The 18,200-nt window shown below is 63.2% G+C and carries 14 protein-coding genes; 8 read left to right on the forward strand and 6 right to left on the reverse strand.

Going from position 1 to position 18,200, the window contains the following annotated elements; translation table 11 throughout:
* Nucleotides 1-22: 22 nt before the first annotated feature.
* From JQ591_RS12865 to JQ591_RS12880, 4 genes are read left to right on the forward strand one after another with little or no spacing between them, the layout of a single operon-like run.
* Nucleotides 23-919 (forward strand): amino acid ABC transporter substrate-binding protein, encoded by an 897-nt coding sequence (locus JQ591_RS12865; RefSeq protein WP_211396333.1) that lies wholly within the window; start codon nucleotides 23-25, stop codon nucleotides 917-919.
* 55 nt (nucleotides 920-974) lie between these two features.
* Entirely contained in the window at nucleotides 975-1,769 is a 795-nt protein-coding gene (locus tag JQ591_RS12870) for an amino acid ABC transporter permease (RefSeq protein ID WP_211396334.1), read from the forward strand.
* Nucleotides 1,766-2,458 (forward strand): amino acid ABC transporter permease, encoded by a 693-nt coding sequence (locus tag JQ591_RS12875; RefSeq protein ID WP_211396335.1) that lies wholly within the window; start codon nucleotides 1,766-1,768, stop codon nucleotides 2,456-2,458. The genes JQ591_RS12870 and JQ591_RS12875 overlap by 4 nt, the downstream gene beginning before the upstream one ends.
* Before the next feature lie 43 nt (nucleotides 2,459-2,501).
* Complete coding sequence (locus JQ591_RS12880) at nucleotides 2,502-3,269, forward strand: amino acid ABC transporter ATP-binding protein (RefSeq protein WP_249136788.1); 768 nt, start codon at nucleotides 2,502-2,504, stop codon at nucleotides 3,267-3,269.
* Nucleotides 3,270-3,332: 63 nt separating this feature from the next.
* On the opposite strand, the gene JQ591_RS12885 is transcribed toward JQ591_RS12880, so the two are convergent.
* The 6 genes from JQ591_RS12885 to JQ591_RS12910 all read right to left on the reverse strand — a co-directional run bounded on the left by JQ591_RS12885 (nucleotide 3,333) and on the right by JQ591_RS12910 (nucleotide 12,515).
* Nucleotides 3,333-3,896 carry a hypothetical protein gene (locus JQ591_RS12885; RefSeq protein WP_211396336.1) on the reverse strand — a complete coding sequence of 188 codons (564 nt, stop codon included), beginning with the start codon at nucleotides 3,894-3,896 and terminating at the stop codon, nucleotides 3,333-3,335.
* A gap of 524 nt (nucleotides 3,897-4,420) precedes the next feature.
* The gene (locus JQ591_RS12890) at nucleotides 4,421-6,142 is read right to left on the reverse strand and encodes a response regulator (protein ID WP_211396337.1); all 1,722 of its coding nucleotides are present in this window, start codon (nucleotides 6,140-6,142) and stop codon (nucleotides 4,421-4,423) included.
* Nucleotides 6,139-7,683 carry an ATPase domain-containing protein gene (locus JQ591_RS12895; RefSeq protein ID WP_249136789.1) on the reverse strand — a complete coding sequence of 515 codons (1,545 nt, stop codon included), beginning with the start codon at nucleotides 7,681-7,683 and terminating at the stop codon, nucleotides 6,139-6,141. Before JQ591_RS12895 ends, JQ591_RS12890 begins: the two co-directional genes overlap by 4 nt.
* 280 nt (nucleotides 7,684-7,963) lie before the next feature.
* Nucleotides 7,964-9,661 carry a GMC family oxidoreductase gene (locus JQ591_RS12900; protein ID WP_211396338.1) on the reverse strand — a complete coding sequence of 566 codons (1,698 nt, stop codon included), beginning with the start codon at nucleotides 9,659-9,661 and terminating at the stop codon, nucleotides 7,964-7,966.
* Between the two features lie 390 nt (nucleotides 9,662-10,051).
* Complete coding sequence (locus tag JQ591_RS12905) at nucleotides 10,052-11,611, reverse strand: acyl-CoA carboxylase subunit beta (protein ID WP_211396339.1); 1,560 nt, start codon at nucleotides 11,609-11,611, stop codon at nucleotides 10,052-10,054.
* On the reverse strand, nucleotides 11,541-12,515 hold the full coding sequence (locus JQ591_RS12910) for an IclR family transcriptional regulator (RefSeq protein WP_211396340.1): 975 nt from the start codon (nucleotides 12,513-12,515) through the stop codon (nucleotides 11,541-11,543). Before JQ591_RS12910 ends, JQ591_RS12905 begins: the two co-directional genes overlap by 71 nt.
* Before the next feature lie 94 nt (nucleotides 12,516-12,609).
* Between JQ591_RS12910 and JQ591_RS12915 the strand changes: the two genes are divergently transcribed.
* The 4 genes from JQ591_RS12915 (at nucleotide 12,610) to glsA (ending at nucleotide 18,145) form a co-directional block, all read left to right on the forward strand.
* Nucleotides 12,610-12,831 (forward strand): acetyl-CoA carboxylase biotin carboxyl carrier protein subunit, encoded by a 222-nt coding sequence (locus JQ591_RS12915; RefSeq protein WP_211396341.1) that lies wholly within the window; start codon nucleotides 12,610-12,612, stop codon nucleotides 12,829-12,831.
* A 166-nt stretch (nucleotides 12,832-12,997) separates the two neighbouring features.
* The gene (locus tag JQ591_RS12920; protein WP_211396342.1) at nucleotides 12,998-14,164 is read left to right on the forward strand and encodes a TAXI family TRAP transporter solute-binding subunit; all 1,167 of its coding nucleotides are present in this window, start codon (nucleotides 12,998-13,000) and stop codon (nucleotides 14,162-14,164) included.
* A 35-nt stretch (nucleotides 14,165-14,199) separates the two neighbouring features.
* Nucleotides 14,200-16,275, forward strand: coding sequence for a TRAP transporter permease (locus JQ591_RS12925; RefSeq protein WP_211396343.1), 2,076 nt, complete (start codon nucleotides 14,200-14,202; stop codon nucleotides 16,273-16,275).
* A gap of 22 nt (nucleotides 16,276-16,297) precedes the next feature.
* On the forward strand, nucleotides 16,298-18,145 hold the full coding sequence (glsA, locus tag JQ591_RS12930) for a glutaminase A (protein ID WP_211396344.1): 1,848 nt from the start codon (nucleotides 16,298-16,300) through the stop codon (nucleotides 18,143-18,145).
* The last annotated feature ends 55 nt before the right edge of the window (nucleotides 18,146-18,200 follow it).

Below are 18,200 nucleotides of genomic sequence, written 5' to 3' on the forward strand. Positions count from 1 at the left end.
ACATGATGGGAAGGCAAGAACCATGAAGAAGCTCGCTCAGCTGCTGAGACTGCTCCTGGCACTCCTCGCCGTCGGCGCGCCACCGTCTATCGCAGCCGACAGCCCGACGCTGGACAAGATCAAATCCAGCGGCGCGATCACGATCGGCTATCGCGAGGCCTCGATACCGTTTTCCTATCTCGGGCCCGATCAGAAGCCCGTCGGCTTCTCGCTCGATCTTTGCACTGCCATCGTCGATCGCATCAAGAGCGAGCTGAAACTACCCGACCTCAAGGTCAACTACACGCCGGTGAACTCCTCGAACCGGATCCCGCTGATCCAGAGCGGAACCGTCGACATCGAATGCGGCGGCACCGCGAACGACAAGAAGCGGCAGGAACAGGTCTCGTTTTCGGTCGCCACGTTCGTCAGCCAGCCACGCTGGCTGGTCAAGGCCGCCACCGGCGTGAAGACCGCCGGCGACCTGAAAGGCAAGACTGTGGTCGTCACGCAAGGCTCCAACGCGGTGGGTTTCGCGCAGGGCGTCAACGCCAAGGAGCAGCTTGGCCTCAACATCGTCCAGGCGAAGGACCATGCGGAATCCTTCCTCATGCTGAACACCGGCCGTGCCGCCGCTTTCATGGAGGACGATATCCTCCTCGCCGGGCTCAAGGCCGCGGCACCAAATCCGGATGCGCTCCTGTTCCTGCCCGAGGGTTACGCGAAGATCTATTATGGGCTGATGTTCACAAGGGGCGATGCGAGCTTCAAGGCGCTCGTCGACGACGTTCTCTCCAAGCAAATGGCATCGGGCCAATTCGAGAAGACCTATGGGAAATGGTTCACCAGGCCGATCCCGCCCAAGGGAGAGAACCTCGCCTTTCCGCTCACTGACGAGTTGACCGAGCGGATCGCACATCCCAGCGATGCCGTCGACTGATCGACGGAGCTGATCGTCTCGCAAGGAATTCCTCGTCGGCAATTGGGGACTCGCGATGTTCGGAGTGCTTTTTGAACAGGCGGCAGACGGCCAGCGCTATATCGACTGGCTCCTGTCGGGTCTCGGCTGGACCCTTGCGCTGGCTTTTTTCGGCTGGTGGATCGCCTTTGCCATCGGCGTAATCGTCGGAGTGGGGCGCACCGTCCAAAACCGCCTCTTCTCGATTCCGGCGAGGCTCTATGTCGAGATTTTCCGGAACATCCCCGTCCTGGTGCAGATGTTCCTTTGGTACTTTGTTTTTCCGGAGGTGGTGCCTGTAACGCTCGGGGACGCCATCAAGCAGATCCCGCCGCCCTGGGCCTCATTCTTCCCGGCGCTGCTTTGCCTCGGGCTCTATACGGCATCCCGCATCGCCGAGCAGGTCCGGGCCGGCATCGAGGCGCTTCCCAAGGGACAAATGGAAGCGGCCAACGCCCTCGGCCTCAGCGGTTATCTCACCTATCGCTATGTCATCGTACCGCAGGCCCTGCGTCTCATCGTGCCTAGCCTCACCAGCGAGGTCATGGGCATCTACAAGAACACCTCCGTGGCCCTCACGATCGGGCTGATGGAGCTGACCGCGCAGGCACGGCAAATCAGCGAGGCCACGTTCCAGACGTTCACCGCCTTTGGCGCAGCGACCATCATCTATCTCTGCCTGGCACTGATCGCCTATCAGGCCATGACGCTGATCGACAAAGCCGTCCGCATTCCCGGAAGCTCTGCCGTCACGCTCACAGCTGAGCAGGATCTCACTGCCGATGTGCCGCAAGGCGGCGCCCTGCCCGACGCCATGGAGGCTGCGAAATGAACACCCTCGATTTCTCGATCGTTGCGCAGTCGTGGCCCTATCTCTGGTCGGGCCTGCTCTTCTCGCTTTCACTCACGGCGGCCGCCTTCGCCATCGGCATGATCCTCGGGACCTGTCTGGCGCTGGTCCAGCATTTCGACGTGCCGGTGCTTGCCAAGATCGTCCGCAGCTACGTCGCGATTATCCGCTCGATCCCGCTGATCCTGGTCCTCTTCTGGTTCTTCTTCCTGATGCCGATTGTGCTTGGGCACCTCAGCGGCAATGGTCGCCCGGTCCCGATCGGGGCATCAGCCACGGCCTTCACCACCTTTGGCCTGTTCGAGGCTGCCTATTACTCCGAGATCATCCGTGTGGGCCTGCGTGCCGTGAACAAAGGCCAGTTCGAGGCCTGCCAGGCCCTCGCTTTGTCCACCTACCACACCTATCGCCATATCGTTCTGCCGCAAGTGCTGCGTGTCGCGAGCCCCATCATCCTGAGCCAGACCATCATCCTCTTCCAGGACACATCGCTCGTCTATGTGCTGTCCCTGACCGATCTTCTGGGAGCGGCCTCCAAGCTGGCGCAACTCAACGGTCGTCTGGTCGAAATGTATCTCGTCGTCGCGGTCGCCTATCTCATCATCAGCTCCGCGGCATCCCAATGCGTCGCCTCCTTGCGCAAGCGATATGCGATCGCGACGACGCGCTGATCATCATCGGGACGCCGGACCGCCCCACACCTGGGAGATCAACATGCCCCTGGACACTGCCGGTAACGCCACGCCATCGGGCTCAATCGTCGTGGTCGAAAATCTCGTGAAGCGGTTTGGCGCGTTCACCGCGCTGAACGACATCAACCTCAGGGTCGACAAGGGCGAGACAATCGTCCTGTGTGGACCGTCGGGCTCCGGCAAATCGACCTTGATCCGCTGCATCAACCATATCGAACAGCACGACGGCGGCCGGATCGTCGTTGACGGCATCGAGCTGAGCAACCGCATGGCCGATATCAACAGCGTCCGCTGTGAGGTCGGCATGGTGTTTCAGAGCTTCAATCTCTTTCCACACCTGACGGTGGCCGAGAACTGCATGCTGGCTCCGATGAAGGTCCGCGGCATCTCGCAATTTGAGGCCCGCGATCGCGCACGCCTCCTGCTGCGGAAGGTCCGCATTGCCGACCAGGCGGACAAATATCCTGCGCAGCTGTCGGGCGGTCAGCAGCAACGTGTCGCCATCGCGCGAGCGCTGTGCATGCAGCCCAAGATCATGCTGTTCGACGAACCGACATCGGCTCTCGACCCCGAGATGGTCAAGGAGGTGCTGGAAACCATGGTCGAGCTGGCGAAAGAGGGAATGACGATGGTGTGCGTGACGCACGAGATGGGATTCGCCCGCGAGGTCGCCGACCAGGTCGTCTTCATGGATCGGGGGAGCATCATTGAGGAAGCTGATCCGGAAACATTCTTCCGGGCTCCTCGCACGGAACGGGCGAAGGGTTTTTTGAACCAGATCATTCACTAGAGCATTATCGGTTCTGATTGAATCAGAACCGATAATGCATCGGCAATTATGCCGGTTGGTCTCTCAAGCGACCGAACCGCCGCGGGGGTTGACGATCGTATAGCCACGCAATGAACGCGCATGCATTCGCGTCGCGTGTCCGCCCGAGTTGGCGTCGTACGCCATCCAGGTGTCCCCTCCCAGGTGCTGCTCGAGGACGAACACATGTCCGCGTCGCGCGGCGACCATTCCCGGTGCGGGTGATGTCCGCGGGAAGCGCAGCCAGTTGGCCGCAAGATTCAATTCCGGCACGATACGGCCGAACACGCGCAGGGCCGCGCCGCAGCCGCAGAAGGAGGAAGGGCAACCGGCCGGACGACCACTGACGATGCGAGCGCCGGAGATGCTCCCCGTCGCGGCGCCGCCTGTGTCGGTCACTGTCAGTTGCGTCGCGCGATAGGCTTGTAGTGAGGACCTGGAAGTCAGTGAGGACCTGGAAATCCGCTCACGGCTCGTTTGCGAAGACGAGAAGTCGCACGGCATCGTGACGTTGCATTCAGGCGCTTGATGAATGCGATAGGGCCGTGCTTCGGAAGCGACGGAGCTAAAGGCAACGAAGAGACACGCAGAAAGAACTGGCTTGAACATTGCAGGGCTCCAAATTGAAGTCCCCGCCCCGGGCAATGAGAAATCAATAACTATTTGGCTGAAATGGGCTCAAAGGGCGGCTAAAAGTGGCTGCATTTGCGGGCCGATTTCCGCAATCACCATAGCCTACACGTAGCGGCGGAAATGATTAACTCGCAGAGAACGAATGCGTATCGTCGCAACCGGGACGCGACCACGTGTGCATTCGCTACTGCCATGTCGCTGCTGCCATGTCGCTGCGAACTGCGGTAGCGAGTGAATGCCGTGACTGCCGCTAGCGGTCAGGCGCGCGCGGAATCTCCCATTGCTCGAGACGCTCTATTGACGCCTGCCGCTCGTGCTGGCCGATCCAAATCGTGAGGAGAACCAACGCGCCGGCGAGAGCGCCGATCCCGAAATACAGCTTCCTCATGCGCGTTGAATGCGGGGCAGCGGGAATCGTTCCTCGCATCGTGGCATGCATCGCTACACGATCGGCGTCGACCCGGCCGAGCGCGCAATTGCGCAGCGGGCCCCAATGGTTGTCACGCGAATGGTGAGCCCCGGGTCTTCGCCAAACCCGATCCTGTGGTTATCGCAAAGTCCGACTTTGCGGCGCCGAGCGCTGTCGCGAGTTCGTCGATATGGTAGGGTTTCGACAGGATCCGAATGCCGGCCACTTCGGCATCGTGAACCGCAGCTTCGGCGTATCCGCTCGTCAGCAGGACCGGGATGTCGCTTCGCCGTCTCTTGATCTCTCGCGCGAGCTCGACACCGTTCATGCCGCCGGGCATCATGATATCGGAAAACACCAGATCGACAGAGCGGCCGTCCGCCAAGGCACCGAGAGCCGCCGCAGCACTGGCCGCGCGCGTGACCTCGTAACCGAGCTGTTCGAGCATCTCGCCGACCAGCGCGGCGACCTCGTCGTCGTCTTCGACGAGGAGGATCCGGCCATGACTGGCCTTCTTAGGCCGAGCCCTGTTCAGGTCGATGAGATGGCGTTCACCGGAAGGGATATTCCTGGATCGCGGCAAATAGAGCTCGATGCTGGTGCCCTCGTCGACGACCGATTTTATTCGAACCATCCCGCGTGACTGCGTCGCAAATCCGTGGACCTGAGCAAGCCCCAGGCCCGAGCCTTTCCCGACATCCTTGGTCGTGAAGAACGGTTCGAAGACCCGCGCCAGGATCTCGGGGCTCATTCCAACGCCTCTATCGACCACGGACAGACGAACGTAATCGCCCGCGATCTCATGCTCGTTCAGGCCGGCCAGGTTCTCGCCACGGACAACGATCGTGCCACCGTTCGGCATCGCATCGCGGGCGTTGACCGCCAGGTTGAGAATGACCAGTTCGAGCTCTCCCGGATCGACCTCCACCGGCCAAAGACCATCCGGAAAATCGAACTCGACGTGAACGTCGCCTCTCAGGCTCCGATCGAGCAATTCGCGCATGCCGCCGATCTGCGACGGGATGTCGACGGCCTCGGGCCGGAGCTTCTGCCGCCGTGAAAAAGCCAGAAGCTGCCTGGTCAGGCCGGCACCACGCTGCGCCGCCTGAACCATTCCTTCCAACAGACGACGCCGCCGATCAGGATCTGTCTGCCGGTCGAGCATGTCCAAGCCACCGGAGATCACCATCAGCAGGTTATTGAAGTCGTGAGCTACGCCGCCGGTCAACTGTCCGATGGCTTCGATCTTCTGGGCCTGACGAAGGGTCTCCTCGACGCGAGCGCGCTCTTCCATTTCGGCCCGCAGATGCTTGTTGGACTCCTCGAGCGCACGGGTGCGCTCGACCACGAGCTTCTCGAGCTCCTGGGCCGCCCGCTCGCGCGCCTGCAGCAAGGTCCGAATTTCATATTGCCGCCGGCGGGCCCGCATTGCGGATTGAACCGCGCTCGTCAGCGTGATCGGCTGAACCGGGCGTTCAAGCAGCGAAACGTTGCGGAGTGTCTCGACGATACTGCGGCGCCAGGCAACGACCGCCGGCTGCTCCCGATGGCTGGTGAGAATGACAAACGGCAGGTCAGACCAGGGCGGCTGCCTCTCGATCCAATGTGCCAGCGGCTGGGTATCCTTCCCGAACAACCCCTCCTCGGCGAGGAGGACCGCGCCCACGCCCGCCGACATCTCGCTGACCAGTTCAGGGAGACCTCGACAATTGATTGCTGCGAGATTCGAATTGCGGAAAAGCTCGACCGATGCCGGTCCATCGCGGCCGATCGGAGCAAACACAAGGACGCAATGATCGCGGGCGGCGCTCATTCCGCCGGCCCTTCCGGCATCTCCGTGCCCGTATAACGTGGGTTTCCGGAGAAGATGCCGCTGAACTCGCTCAGCGGAGGACCTAGCGTGATGCCGGCACGGCAAAGACGAAACTCGCGGATGGAATTTTCATGATTGCCACTGCGCTTCTTCACGACCGAGATGGCACGCCGCACCGTTCCGCCGACCTCAAAATAGCGCAGCATGAGCACGGCATCGCTCAAATAGCTGATATCGAGAGCCGTCTCCATCGGACCGACCAGCCCGTGTTGGGCGAGGATCAGCACGGTCAGCACGCCTTTTTGCGCGAGATAGCTCAGGAGCTCATGCATCTGGAGGATGAGAAATCGCTCATCCGGCATCGCGTTGAGGTAGCCGTTCAGACTGTCGATGATAACAATTCGGGCGTTATCCTTTTCGACGCTCTTGCGTACATTGGCGGCGAATTCCCCGGGGGACAGCTCGGCGGGATCGATCTGTTGAAATCGGATGAGTCCCGATTGCAGGTAGCGTTCAAGGGGCAGCCCAAGCGTTCGAGCCCGGGCCTCCACCGTACCGCGGCCTTCATCGAAGGCAAAGAACACCGCATGCTCACCGCGGCCTGCCGCCGCGATCGCATAGGTCAGCGCGAGAGACGACTTGCCGACACCTGCGGCGCCCAAAAGCAGCGCACTGGTCCCGCGCTCGAGCCCTCCTCCCAGGAGGAGGTCGAGCTCCGCATTGCCGCTGGGCGTCAACTCACCGACAAACGAGGCGTGATGCTCTGCCGCCACCAGACGGGGGAATATCCGCACCCCTCCCGCTTCGATCGTGAAATCGTGGAAGCCGCCGCGAAATCGAATGCCGCGCATCTTGATCACGCGAAGCCGCCGGCGCTCTGCTCCATAATCGATGGCGAGCTGTTCGAGCATCACGACGCCATGCGCGATCGAATGCAGTTGCAGGTCGTCCTGGGACGACGAGAGGTCGTCGAGGAGAATGACCGTGCAATTGCGGTTGGTGAAAAAGTGCTTCAGGGCCAGAACCTGACGCCGGTACCGCAGCGGATTCTGCGCAAGGAGGCGCAGCTCGGACAGGCTGTCCAGCACCACGCGCGCGGGGTTGATCCGTTCGACTTCCTTGAATATCAGGCCGGTGGTTTCGCTCAGCTCCATTTCGGCGGGATGGAAGACGGTGAGCTCCCGGTCCGGATCGAGCGTCGTCTCCGGCGGAACCAGTTCGAAGATGTCGACGCCTTGCAGCGACCAGCCGTGGCGCTGCGCAACCAGCGTCAGCTCTCGCTTGGTTTCCGACAAGGAGACATAGAGCACGCGTTCACCGCAGCGGGCACCCTCAAGAAGGAATTGAAGCGCCATGGTGGTCTTGCCCGAGCCGGGCCGACCCTCGTAGAGATACATGCGATTGGGATCGAGCCCGCCAAAGAGGATGTCGTCCAGACCGTCGCTCCCGGTCGAAATCCTGGGCAAATCTTGGGGGTGGCTGGCTTGGGGGTCGCTGGCTTGGGAGTCGCTGGCTTGCGCTCCGCTCGATGAATTGATCATTGAACCCCCCGTCAAGTTCCATCGCTGAACACCGTGCGCCCCCGGCCCGAGAGACGGGCCGCGCAGGTCAGCGGCCCGGTTCCAACCGGAAGGCAAGATCTGGCAAAGAACGCCGAGGCGGGGTTCCAAGTTCCGTCTCAAGGCGCATGCCCGCCAGACCGTCCCCTGCGGAACAGTTCTGCACCTTCATGTCAGCTTGTACGGCCTAATCATCGGCTTCCCGGAGGATCGGAGGGTCCATGCCGGCAAGCCAGTTCGGCCCCCGAAAAGCCGCACCAGCTCACTGCATCATCGCGGCCGCGATCTTCTCCGCCGACATCAGGACCGGAAAATTGGTGTTGGCGCAGGGCACCACCGGGAAGATCGAGGCGTCGACGACGCGCAGGCCCTGCACGCCCTTGACCCGCCCCTCTGGATCGACCACCGCCATCGGATCGTCGGCCCGGCCCATGCGGCACGAGCAGGAGGCGTGCCACACGCCGATGGTCGCCTTGCGCACGAAGGCTTCCAGCGCCTCGTCGTCGTTGATGACGTCGTCGAAGGTGAAGCCCTCGACCACGAAATTGTCGATCATGTAGTGGCGCAGCGCTGCCGGCCCGTCCATCAGGGCCGCGGCAATCTTGGTGAGAATCCTGTTCCTGGTGTTGACCACGCCGATCTTGCGCACGCGGTCGGTATAGGAGGCCGGGAACGGCTTGTCCGTCACGGCCCTGACGACGTCGCTCATCTGCACGGCCGCCATCTTGCGGAAACCGCTCATCAGGCGATCGAGGTCGCGCCGGTCGGACAACAGGTTGAACTCGACGATCGGCTCGGCTGCCGGGTCGCGCGAGGCTAGCTTGACCTGTCCGGTCTCGGAATAGGTCTTGTTGACGAATGTCAGCAGCGATCCGATCTGCTCGCCGACGGCGTGCCAGGCTGATTTGCTGAGCAGGACGACGAACATGTCGCCCTTCGGTACGCCTTCGAGCCCGGACGAGTAACGCAGGCCAAGCTGCATGTGGCGCCTGGTGTGCTCGTTCATGCGCGCGCCGCGGCGGACAAAGGACGACAGCGAGACCGAGGGATGATCCATCAGGCGCTGGCCGACGCCTTGCAGCCCCATCAGCACGGGAATGCCCATATCCTTGAGGTGACCGACCGGGCCGATGCCGGCGCGCAACAGATGCGCCGGCGAATGGATGGCGCCGCTGGAGAGAATGATCTCGCGGGCGCGGAATTCCTGCTCCCGCCCCTCGACCACGGCCTTCACCCCGACGCACCGCGTGCCTTCGAACAGCAACTCCCTGACTTGCGTGTTGGTGGAGATCGTGAGGTTGGCGCGCTTGCGCGTGTCGCGATCGAGATAGCCCATGGCAGCCGAGACGCGTTGCTCGGCCTGGTTCGAATGCGTCACCGGGAAAAACCCGTCGACGAACTCGCCGTTCTGGTCGGCTACGAACTGATGTCCGGCCTGCTGGAAGGCTTGCGCGAACGCCTGCGAATGCCGCGTCCAATGCTCCCTGGGGATTCGGCGGACCGGGATCCGGCCGTCCCTGCCGTGGTACGGACCGTCGAAATCGAGGTCGCGCTCGACCTTCTTGAAGAAGGGCAGCACATCGTTCCAGCTCCACCCCACAGCGCCGCGCGATTCCCATTCGTCGTAATCGGTCGGCGCGCCGCGGTTGGCCATCTGGCCGTTGATCGAGGAGCCGCCGCCAAGCACGCGTGCCTGCTCGTATTTGCGTAAGGGCGGACGTCCTTCGTTCGGATTGTTGTGGCTGACGATCTGGGTCGTGACCTTGAGCTCGGTCCAGTGGAAGCGCGGATCGAAATAGGCCGTACCCGGATAGCTGTCCCTGATCTCGGCCGGCTCGTCTCCGGGCGGTGTGTCCTGTCCGGCCTCGCAGAGCAGGACCTTGTTGGCGCTCTTTGCGGAGAGCCGGTGGGCCAGCACGGACCCCGCCGAGCCGCCGCCCACGATAATGAAGTCATACACGATTGGCGCTTCCTCTTGTTCTTGTCCGGAGAGGGTAGCGCGTTATTGTATTGAGGTCACGCCATCGCTGCCGCGGCAAAGCGCGAGCGCACAGGCCGGCGGCCGTCGGATCGGCAGGTGACGAGCTACCGGACCAGAAGGCTCTACCGCTTCCTTGTGGAGCCCGCGCGCAACCGCTCGGCAAACCAGACTACAAAAATTGCCGCGAACGACAGACAGAAGAATATGGCTGTCCAAAGCATCGCGTTTGCCGCGTTTGACATGACGTCTCTCCCTCGTTCCGAACGAGACGCTTGCAGACAATTGGACGCGTGGCGTTGCGATAGATCAATTTTGCCCAACTGCAATTGGGCGGAGGTCGGCATCAGCAGCTCGCAGTGACGGCTGAACCTACGGCCTGATCGAAAAATTCCCCGGCGGTCCCGGCTTTCGCAATGGCTCCGCAAGCCGCGCGAACTCGCACAGCAGCGACCGCGTCTTCCTGGGATCGATGATCTCCTCGACCCAGAACTTTTCGGCGGAGCGGAACGGCGAGCGCAGCTTGTTGAGGCGCTCCTCGATCTCCTTGAGCTTCGCGGCCTTGTCTTCGGCAGCATCGACGTCGGCGCGGTAGGCGGCTTCGATGCCGCCTTCGAGCGGGAGAGAGCCCCAATAGGCCGACGGCCAGGCGTAGCGGATCGAGAAGCGGTCGGCGGGTTGATGCACGACGCCAGCGACGCCGAAGGCATTGCGCAGGATCACCGTGCACCAGGGCACCGTGGTCTGGTTGACGGCGGCCATGGCGCGGACGCCTTGACGGATGGTGCCCGCCTTCTCCGCATCGAGGCCGATCATGAAGCCGGGGCAGTCCATGAGATAGACGATCGGCAAATGGAAGGTCTCGGCGAAGTCGACCCAGCGCACCACCTTCTGGCAGGCATCCGCCGTCCAGGAGCCGCCATAGTGAAAGCTGTCGCTGGCGAGCACCATCACCGCCCTGCCCTCGAGCCGTGCGAGGCCGACGATGACCGGCTTGCCGAAATTCTTGGCAACCTCGAAGAACGAGCCCTTGTCTACGACCTGTTCGACGATCGGCCGCATCTTGTAGACCTGCTTGCGGTTGCGTGGCACCGCGCTCATCAGCGCCTCTTCGGTGCGCTCCGGATTGTCGGTGCAGGGCAAGGTCGGCGGCAGCTCATAGACCGACGACGGCAGATAGGACAGGAATCGCCGCGCGCAGGCAAACGCCTCCTCCTCGGTGTCGACGGCATGATCGACCGCGCCGGCGCGGGTCTGGATGTCGGCGCCGCCGAGCTCTTCCTTCGAGAGGTCCTGCCCCAGCGCCTTCACCACCGGCGGGCCTGCGACGAACATCGCGGACTTCCTGGTCATGATGGAATAGTGGCTGGCGGCAAGACGCGCGGCACCGAGGCCTGCGACCGAGCCGAGACCGAGCGCGACCACGGGCACGCGCGACAAATTCTCCGTGGTGAAGCGATACCAGCGTGTGCCGCCGATGCCGCCCGGCAAGTTAGCCGCGCCCTTGGTCTCGATGGTCTTGACCGAGCCACCGCCGCCGGAGCCTTCGATGATGCGGACGATGGGCAGGCGGAAATCATGCGCCATCTCCTCCGCCATCAGCGGTTTTGCGGAAATGGACGCGTCCGCCGAGCCGCCGCGTACGGTGAAATCGTCGCCGACCACGACGACGGTGCGGCCGTCGACGCGCGCGCGGCCGAACACGCAGTTCGCCGGCGTCAATTTCTGCAGCTCGCCGCTGGAATCGTACTCGCCGATGCCGGAGACGGCACCGATCTCGTGGAAGCTGCCTTTGTCGGTCAGTCTGTCGATACGTTCCCGAACAGTCAGTCGGCCCTGGTCATGCTGACGCTTGACCTTGTCAACGCCGCCCATCTCCCGCGCGAAGGCTTCGCGCCGGGCGAGCTCGTCGAGTTCCGGCTTCCAGTTCATTCACTCCCTCCGAGTTGATCGGCTTGTTATTGTTGTGCACGGCCATTGCGACCGGTTTGCGCGAGATGCGGTTGTTGAAGACGTCGCCTTCCGCGCCCTCGAGCAGGCTGCCGAGCGATCGGCCGAGCCCGACCATCAGCGGCGCGACTTCCGTCCGCAGACGCTGCTCGTCGTACATGGAGGACAACAGGCCGATCGTGATCACCACAAAGGTCTGGTACTGCGGCGACCAGATCGGCACCGCGAGCCCGTTGATGTGCGGGCTCCACAGGCCGCAGGCCACGACATAGCCGTGATCGCGCAGCGACTGCCGGTTGGCCTCGATGCGGGGCCGCAGGATCTTCGCAGCCTCGGGAGCTTCCCGCTCCATGTCAGCGATGAAGGCATCGCTGATCTCGGGCGCCAATGCCGCGGTGTAGGCCGCGCCCGCGGCGGTCGAAGCCATCGAGATGCGGCTGCCGGTGCCCTCGTGCAGGCCGAGCGCCGAGGCCGAGCGCGCGAACTGGAGATAGACCAGATGGAAGCGATCGGGGACCACGAAGCCCACCGTGCCGGGCAGCTGCTCGGCGACTTCCTGGAGCCGCTGGCGGATCATGCTGCGCAGCTGCGCGCCCTTCATCATCGAGGCGCTCATCGCCACCGCGCTCGGGCCGATGCGATATTTCTGATCGCGCGGCAGGTAAACCAGTTGCCCCATCCGCGTCAGCGTGTGCGTGAGCCGCGACACCGTCGAGCGCGGCAGGCCGCAGCGATTTGAAATCTCGAGATTGCCGAGCCTGGCCTCGTGGCCCTCGAAGCATCGCAACACGTCGAACGCGCGCGACACCACCTGGATGACATCACCCTCGCCGGCATCGCCAGCGAGCGCACCTTGTCTACTCAACCGCTCTGAACGTCGTCCCATGATCCCTACCGCTTGTTCCGCTCTGCGGAATTAAATTCCACTTGCAGATGACGCTACCTCAGGCATTTTGCGACGACAACAAAAAGGCGATGGCATGCCAGATATAAAAATCGTCACTGAGGTCGCCGGACGCATCTGCGCAACGCCCGTGCAAGTTGGAGGAACCGTTGCGGATGGCGATGAGATTGTGGTGGTCGAAGCGATGAAGATGGAGATACCCGTGCTTTCTCCCACGAGCGGCGAGATCACATCGGTTCTTGTGAAGCTCGACGACGTCGTGGCCGAAGGACAGGCGATCGCGATTATCGCGAACTGACTGCATTCTCCGCAGCTTCCGCGACAATCTGTCTGCCTCGTTGCTGCGTTCGCGGTACGGCGTTGCCATCGCCTGATCGCGATGACATGATCTGTTTCAAACAAAACCTGTTTCAAACAAAGAAAGAAAATCGTCGCGGCAAACGCGAGGATCATTGGAGGGAAACATGCTTCGTGGGCTGATCATGCTCGCGCCTGCCTTGGTTGCGGGCATTTCTTTTGTGTCTACACGCTATGCATTTGCCGAAGACATCAAGCTGCCGGCGACATTGACGTTCACCGCCTATGACACCGGCACCGCCGGCTTCAACATCGCGGTCGGCGTCGGCAAGATGATGAAGGACAAATACTCAACCGACGTGCGCGTGCTCCCCGCAGGCAACGACGTCGCGCGTCTCGCGCCGCTGCGCGCCAAGCGCGCGGCTTCCGCGGCGATGGGATCGGGTACCTATTTCGCGCAAGAAGGCGTGTTCGAGTTCGGGGCCAGGGAATGGGGCCCGCAGCCGCTCCAGATCCTGTTGTCCAGTGTCGACTGCAACTGCGGCACGCTCGGCGTGGCCGCCGATACAGGCGTGAAGGAGCTTAGGGATCTCAAGGGCAAGCGTGTCGGATTCGTCGTCGGCTCGCCGGCACTGAACCAGAACTCGCTCGCGGTGCTCGCCTTCGCCGGCCTGACACAGAAGGACGTCAAGGTCGTCGAGTTCGCAAGCTACGGCGCGATGTGGAAGGGCCTGATCAACAACGACACCGACGCGGCCTTCGGCACCACCATCACCGGCCCCGCCAAGGAAGCCGAGACCTCGCCGCGCGGCCTGATCTGGCCGCCGCTGCCCGCCAAGGACAAGGAAGGCTGGGCGCGGATGCAGAAGGTCGGCTCGTTCTTTTTCCCGCAGCTTGCGACCTGCGGCGCCGGCATCTCGCCGGACAAACCGATCGAGCTCGGCAACTATCCCTACCCGATCTTCGTCGCCTACGCCTCGCAGCCGGCCGACCAGATCTACGCGATCACCAAGGCGATGATCGTGAACTACGATTCCTACAAGGACTCCGCGCCCGGCGCCGGTGGTCTTGGCGCCGACCGGCAGACCAAGAACTGGGTGGTGCCGGTGCATCCCGGCGCGGTGAAGGCGCTGAAGGAAGCCGGGCAATGGAGCGACGCGCAGGACACCCACAACAACAGGCTGATCAAGCGGCAGGAAGTACTGGGTGCAGCGTGGACCGACTACGGAAAATCCAATCCGCCCGCGGATGACAAGGCGTTCCTCGACGGCTGGATGAAGGCGCGCGCCGCGGCGCTTGCGAAGGCCGACATGCCGAACGGGTTCGAGGATTAGTTCTCAGCGTTAATTGCCCACGCGCGGGGTCGATCATGTCGTCTGCTTCAGTCACCACCGCCCCGCAGGACGAGGCCAAGCGGATTGTGTTCGACGATCCGCATGGCGCCGCCGGCAACATGCAGGAAGCGGAGGTCACGCGCGTGCGCACGCTGCGCGGCGCGTGGCGCTGGACGCTGGTGGCCGCGACCGCCGCGACCATCCTGCTCTGCATCAACCAGCAATTCTCGCTACGCTTCTTCGTCGGCTACACTCAGCTCAACACGGAGTACTTCTACCTCCTGATCGCGTTGATGCTGCCCTTCACCTTCCTGATCTTCCCGGGGACCGAGCGTGCGCCGCTCGACCGCATTCCCTGGTATGATATCGCCTTCTTCGTCGTGACTTTTGCCGCGGCGCTGCTGTTGATGACGAACGTGCGCAAGGCCGCGGAGGCCGGCTGGGAATTCGGCGGCGCACCGAACAGCGTGATCGCCGCGGGCCTCGTGATGTGGGTGATGCTGATGGAGGCCCTGCGCCGTACCGGCGGCTGGAGCCTGCTATTGAGCGTGCTCCCCTTCACCGTCTATCCGCTGTTCGCAGAATCCAGCTGGCTCGGGCCGTTCCGCGGCACGCAGTCGACGCTTGAGCAGGCGACCGCCTATCACGTGCTGTCGGGCGAGAGCCTGCTCGGCATTCCCATCCAGGCGTTTGCCGACACCGTGATCGGCTTCCTGGTGTTCGGCACCGCGCTGATGATGACCGGCGCCGGAAAGTTCTTCATCAACCTCGCCTTCGCGCTGTGCGGCACGTTCCGCGGCGGCGCGGCGAAGGTGTGCATCTTCGCCAGCGGCCTGCTCGGCATGATGTCGGGTTCGATCATCTCCAACGTGCTCACCGCCGGCACCATGACCATCCCGGTGATGAAGAAGAGCGGCTTTCGCGCCTCCTACGCCGGCGCGATCGAGGCCTGCGCCTCGACCGGCGCGGTGCTGGCGCCGCCGGTGATGGGCGCGACCGCCTTCGTGATCGCGCAGTTTCTCAATGTCAGCTACGCCGACGTCGCGATCGCTGCCATCATTCCCGCCGCGCTCTATTATGTCGGCCTGTTCATGCAGGTCGATTCCTATGCCGCACGACACGGGCTGAAGGGCATTCCGCGCGCGGAGCTGCCGCGGGTCATGGATACGATCAAGGACGGCTGGTACTACGTCTTCGTGATCGCGCTCCTGATCGTGATGCTGCTCTACTTCAAGCGCGAGAGCCATGCGCCGTTCTACGCCACCGCCCTGCTTCTGGTCCTCAACCAGCTCTTCTCGAAGGACACGCGTTGGACTGTCCCGACGATCGGCAAATTCCTCGAGGTCAACGGGCGCACCTTCGTCGAGCTCGTCGGCATCCTCGCCGGCTGCGGCCTGCTGATCGGCGCCTTCTCGATGACCGGCGTGGTGTCGAGCCTCGCCAACGACCTGCTGCGCATCGCCGGCGACAATCCGTTCCTGCTGCTCGGCATGTGCGCCCTCACCAGCCTGATCCTCGGGCTCGGGCTGACGACGACGGCCTGCTACATCTTCCTCGCCATCCTGGTCGCGCCGGCGCTGGAGAAGCTCGGGCTCAACAAGATGGCCGTGCACATGTTCATCTTCTATTGGGGCATGCTGTCGTCGATCACCCCGCCGGTCGCGATTGCTTCATTCGCAGCCGCAGGCATTGCCGGCTCGCCTGCGATGAAGACGGGCTGGGAATCGATGTGGGTCGGCAGCATCATCTATTTCATCCCGTTCTTCTTCGTGCTCAATCCGGCGCTGGTGCTGCAAGGGCCGAGCCCCTACCTCGCCGGCCTCGGCTTGATGGCGCTTGCGGCGTTCGGCACGCTGTTCATCTGCGGCGGCATCCAGGGCTACCAGCCCTTCGTCGGCGATCTCCGCGGCGCCGGTGCCCTGGAATGGCCGATCCGCGTGCTGCTGGTGATCGGCGGGTTCGTGGTGGCCACCCCCGGCGGCGGCATCATGCCGCTGTCGCAGATGCAGGTGACGCTGCTCGGCCTCGCCATCCTCGTCCCCACGGTTTTGCTCGCCCTGCTCCTGGTCCGGCGGCAGACCATGGTGCCGGACGGGTTGCGCGTGCCCTGATTGCGTTGCACAAAGAGAGGCGATGAACCCGCTTTCGCCTGTCGCCACCGCCTGGACCCGTTCGAAGCCGCCTTTGCTGCGGTTTCTGGACAATTGCCTCAACGAATTCTCGGCGGAGACCTCGGGCGCGGTCGCCGACTACATTCCCGAGCTGAGCAAGGCCGATCCTGCCTGTTTTGGCATCAGCCTCGCGACCCTGGACGGTCATGTCTACGAGGTCGGCGACTCCAGGGTGCCCTTCACCATCCAGTCGATGTCAAAGCCGTTCGTGTTCGCACTGGCGCTGGACCTGCTCGGCGCAAACAGGGTCGAGAGCGCGATCGGCGTCGAGCCTTCAGGCGATCCCTTCAACTCGATCCGGCTCAACTCGGAGAACCATCCGTTCAACCCGATGGTCAATGCCGGCGCGATCGCCTGCACCGGGCTGATCTACGACAGCAAGGGTACCGACGCCTTCGAGCAAATTCGCCTCGCGCTTGGTCGTTTTGCCGGCCGCGACCTCGCTGTCGACGAGGCCGTCTACGCTTCCGAAAGCCAGACCGGCGACCGCAACCGCGCCATCGGCTATCTGCTCAAGACCAATGCGGTGATCTCGGACAATGTCGCTGCCGTGCTCGACGTCTATTTCCGGCAATGCGCGGTGCTGGTGACCGCGCGCGACATCGCGGTGATGGCGGCAACGCTGGCCAACCGCGGCGTCAACCCGGTCACGGGCGAGCAGGTGCTGACACCTTACGCGATCTCGCGCACGCTGTCGGTGATGACGTCGTCGGGCATGTACGACTATGCCGGCGAATGGATCTACCGGATCGGCATCCCCGCCAAGAGCGGCGTCGGCGGCGGAATTCTCTCTGCCCTCCCCGCCCGCCTCGGGCTCGGCAGCTATTCGCCGAGGCTCGACAAGCACGGCAACAGCGTGCGCGGCATCAAGGTGTGCGAGGCGCTGTCCTCGCATTACGATTTGCATATGCTCAACCGCAGCGACGATGCACGCAACGCCGTCATCGCCGACTACGACATCGGCAAGAGCCCGTCGCGGCGCGTGCGCCGCCCGCAGGAGCGCGATATTCTCGCGGCCCACGAGCAGGAGGTGCGGGTCATCGAGCTGGTCGGCACGCTGTCGCTGTCGGCGGTCGACTATGTCTCGCGGCGGCTTGCGGGCCGGCCACGGCCGCAATTCGTGATCTTCGATCTCCACCGCGTCACCTCCACCACGCGCGCCGGGGCGCGGCTGGTGGCCGAAGCGTTCGAGGAACTCGCGGCGCTCAATGTGACCGTCGTATTGTCAGGCGTCGGGCGCGCCACCAAGGAATGGGACAGCCTGCGGGAATGGACCGCCGAGCTCAAGAACGTCCGCGATTTCTACCTGCTCGACACCGCGATCGAATGGGCCGAAGACCAGATCGTCTACCGCTACGGCGGCTCGATCGATTTCCACGAGACCACCGAGCTTGCCGAACAGCCGCTGCTCGAAGGCCTCAACGAGAAAGAGCTGACCGAGCTCGGCGCGACCTGCACCATCAAGACTTACCAATCCGGCGCAAAGATCCTCACCACAGGCGACCCCGCCGATTCCCTGTTCTTCCTGCGCAGCGGCGCGGTCCACGTCACGCTGCCCGACGGCATCCGGTTGGCGACGCTCACCGCCGGCATGGCGTTCGGCGAGATGGCGCTGCTGGAGCAGACCCGTTCGGCCGACGTCTTCGCCGATATGGCGGCGACCGCCTTCGAAGTCCCGCTGAAGGATTTCGAGCGTTTCCGCGAGCAGCATCCGCGGGCAAGCGAGCGCATCATGCGCAATCTGGCAAAGCTCCTGGCCGACCGCCTGATCGTGGCTAACGCCAAAGTCGACATCCTGACGTCCACCTGAGCGCGCGCCTCGTCCTTCGAGACGACCGCTTCGCGGTCTCCTCAGGATGAGGCTA

The sequence above is a fragment of the Bradyrhizobium canariense genome, from assembly GCF_018130465.1.
Classification (GTDB): Bacteria; Pseudomonadota; Alphaproteobacteria; order Rhizobiales; family Xanthobacteraceae; genus Bradyrhizobium; species Bradyrhizobium canariense_C.

Excerpts from the sequence above, each read along its gene's own strand:
- JQ591_RS12915 (WP_211396341.1), top strand. The coding sequence starts at position 12,610 with ATGCCAGATATAAAAATCGTCACTGAGGTCGCCGGACGCATCTGCGCA.
- JQ591_RS12890 (WP_211396337.1), bottom strand. The coding sequence starts at position 6,142 with ATGAGCGCCGCCCGCGATCATTGCGTCCTTGTGTTTGCTCCGATCGGC.
- JQ591_RS12895 (WP_249136789.1), bottom strand. The coding sequence starts at position 7,683 with ATGATCAATTCATCGAGCGGAGCGCAAGCCAGCGACTCCCAAGCCAGC.
- JQ591_RS12920 (WP_211396342.1), top strand. The coding sequence starts at position 12,998 with ATGCTTCGTGGGCTGATCATGCTCGCGCCTGCCTTGGTTGCGGGCATT.
- JQ591_RS12905 (WP_211396339.1), bottom strand. The coding sequence starts at position 11,611 with ATGAACTGGAAGCCGGAACTCGACGAGCTCGCCCGGCGCGAAGCCTTC.
- JQ591_RS12880 (WP_249136788.1), top strand. The coding sequence starts at position 2,502 with ATGCCCCTGGACACTGCCGGTAACGCCACGCCATCGGGCTCAATCGTC.
- JQ591_RS12910 (WP_211396340.1), bottom strand. The coding sequence starts at position 12,515 with ATGGGACGACGTTCAGAGCGGTTGAGTAGACAAGGTGCGCTCGCTGGC.
- JQ591_RS12865 (WP_211396333.1), top strand. The coding sequence starts at position 23 with ATGAAGAAGCTCGCTCAGCTGCTGAGACTGCTCCTGGCACTCCTCGCC.
- JQ591_RS12870 (WP_211396334.1), top strand. The coding sequence starts at position 975 with ATGTTCGGAGTGCTTTTTGAACAGGCGGCAGACGGCCAGCGCTATATC.
- JQ591_RS12925 (WP_211396343.1), top strand. The coding sequence starts at position 14,200 with ATGTCGTCTGCTTCAGTCACCACCGCCCCGCAGGACGAGGCCAAGCGG.
- glsA (WP_211396344.1), top strand. The coding sequence starts at position 16,298 with ATGAACCCGCTTTCGCCTGTCGCCACCGCCTGGACCCGTTCGAAGCCG.
- JQ591_RS12885 (WP_211396336.1), bottom strand. The coding sequence starts at position 3,896 with ATGTTCAAGCCAGTTCTTTCTGCGTGTCTCTTCGTTGCCTTTAGCTCC.
- JQ591_RS12875 (WP_211396335.1), top strand. The coding sequence starts at position 1,766 with ATGAACACCCTCGATTTCTCGATCGTTGCGCAGTCGTGGCCCTATCTC.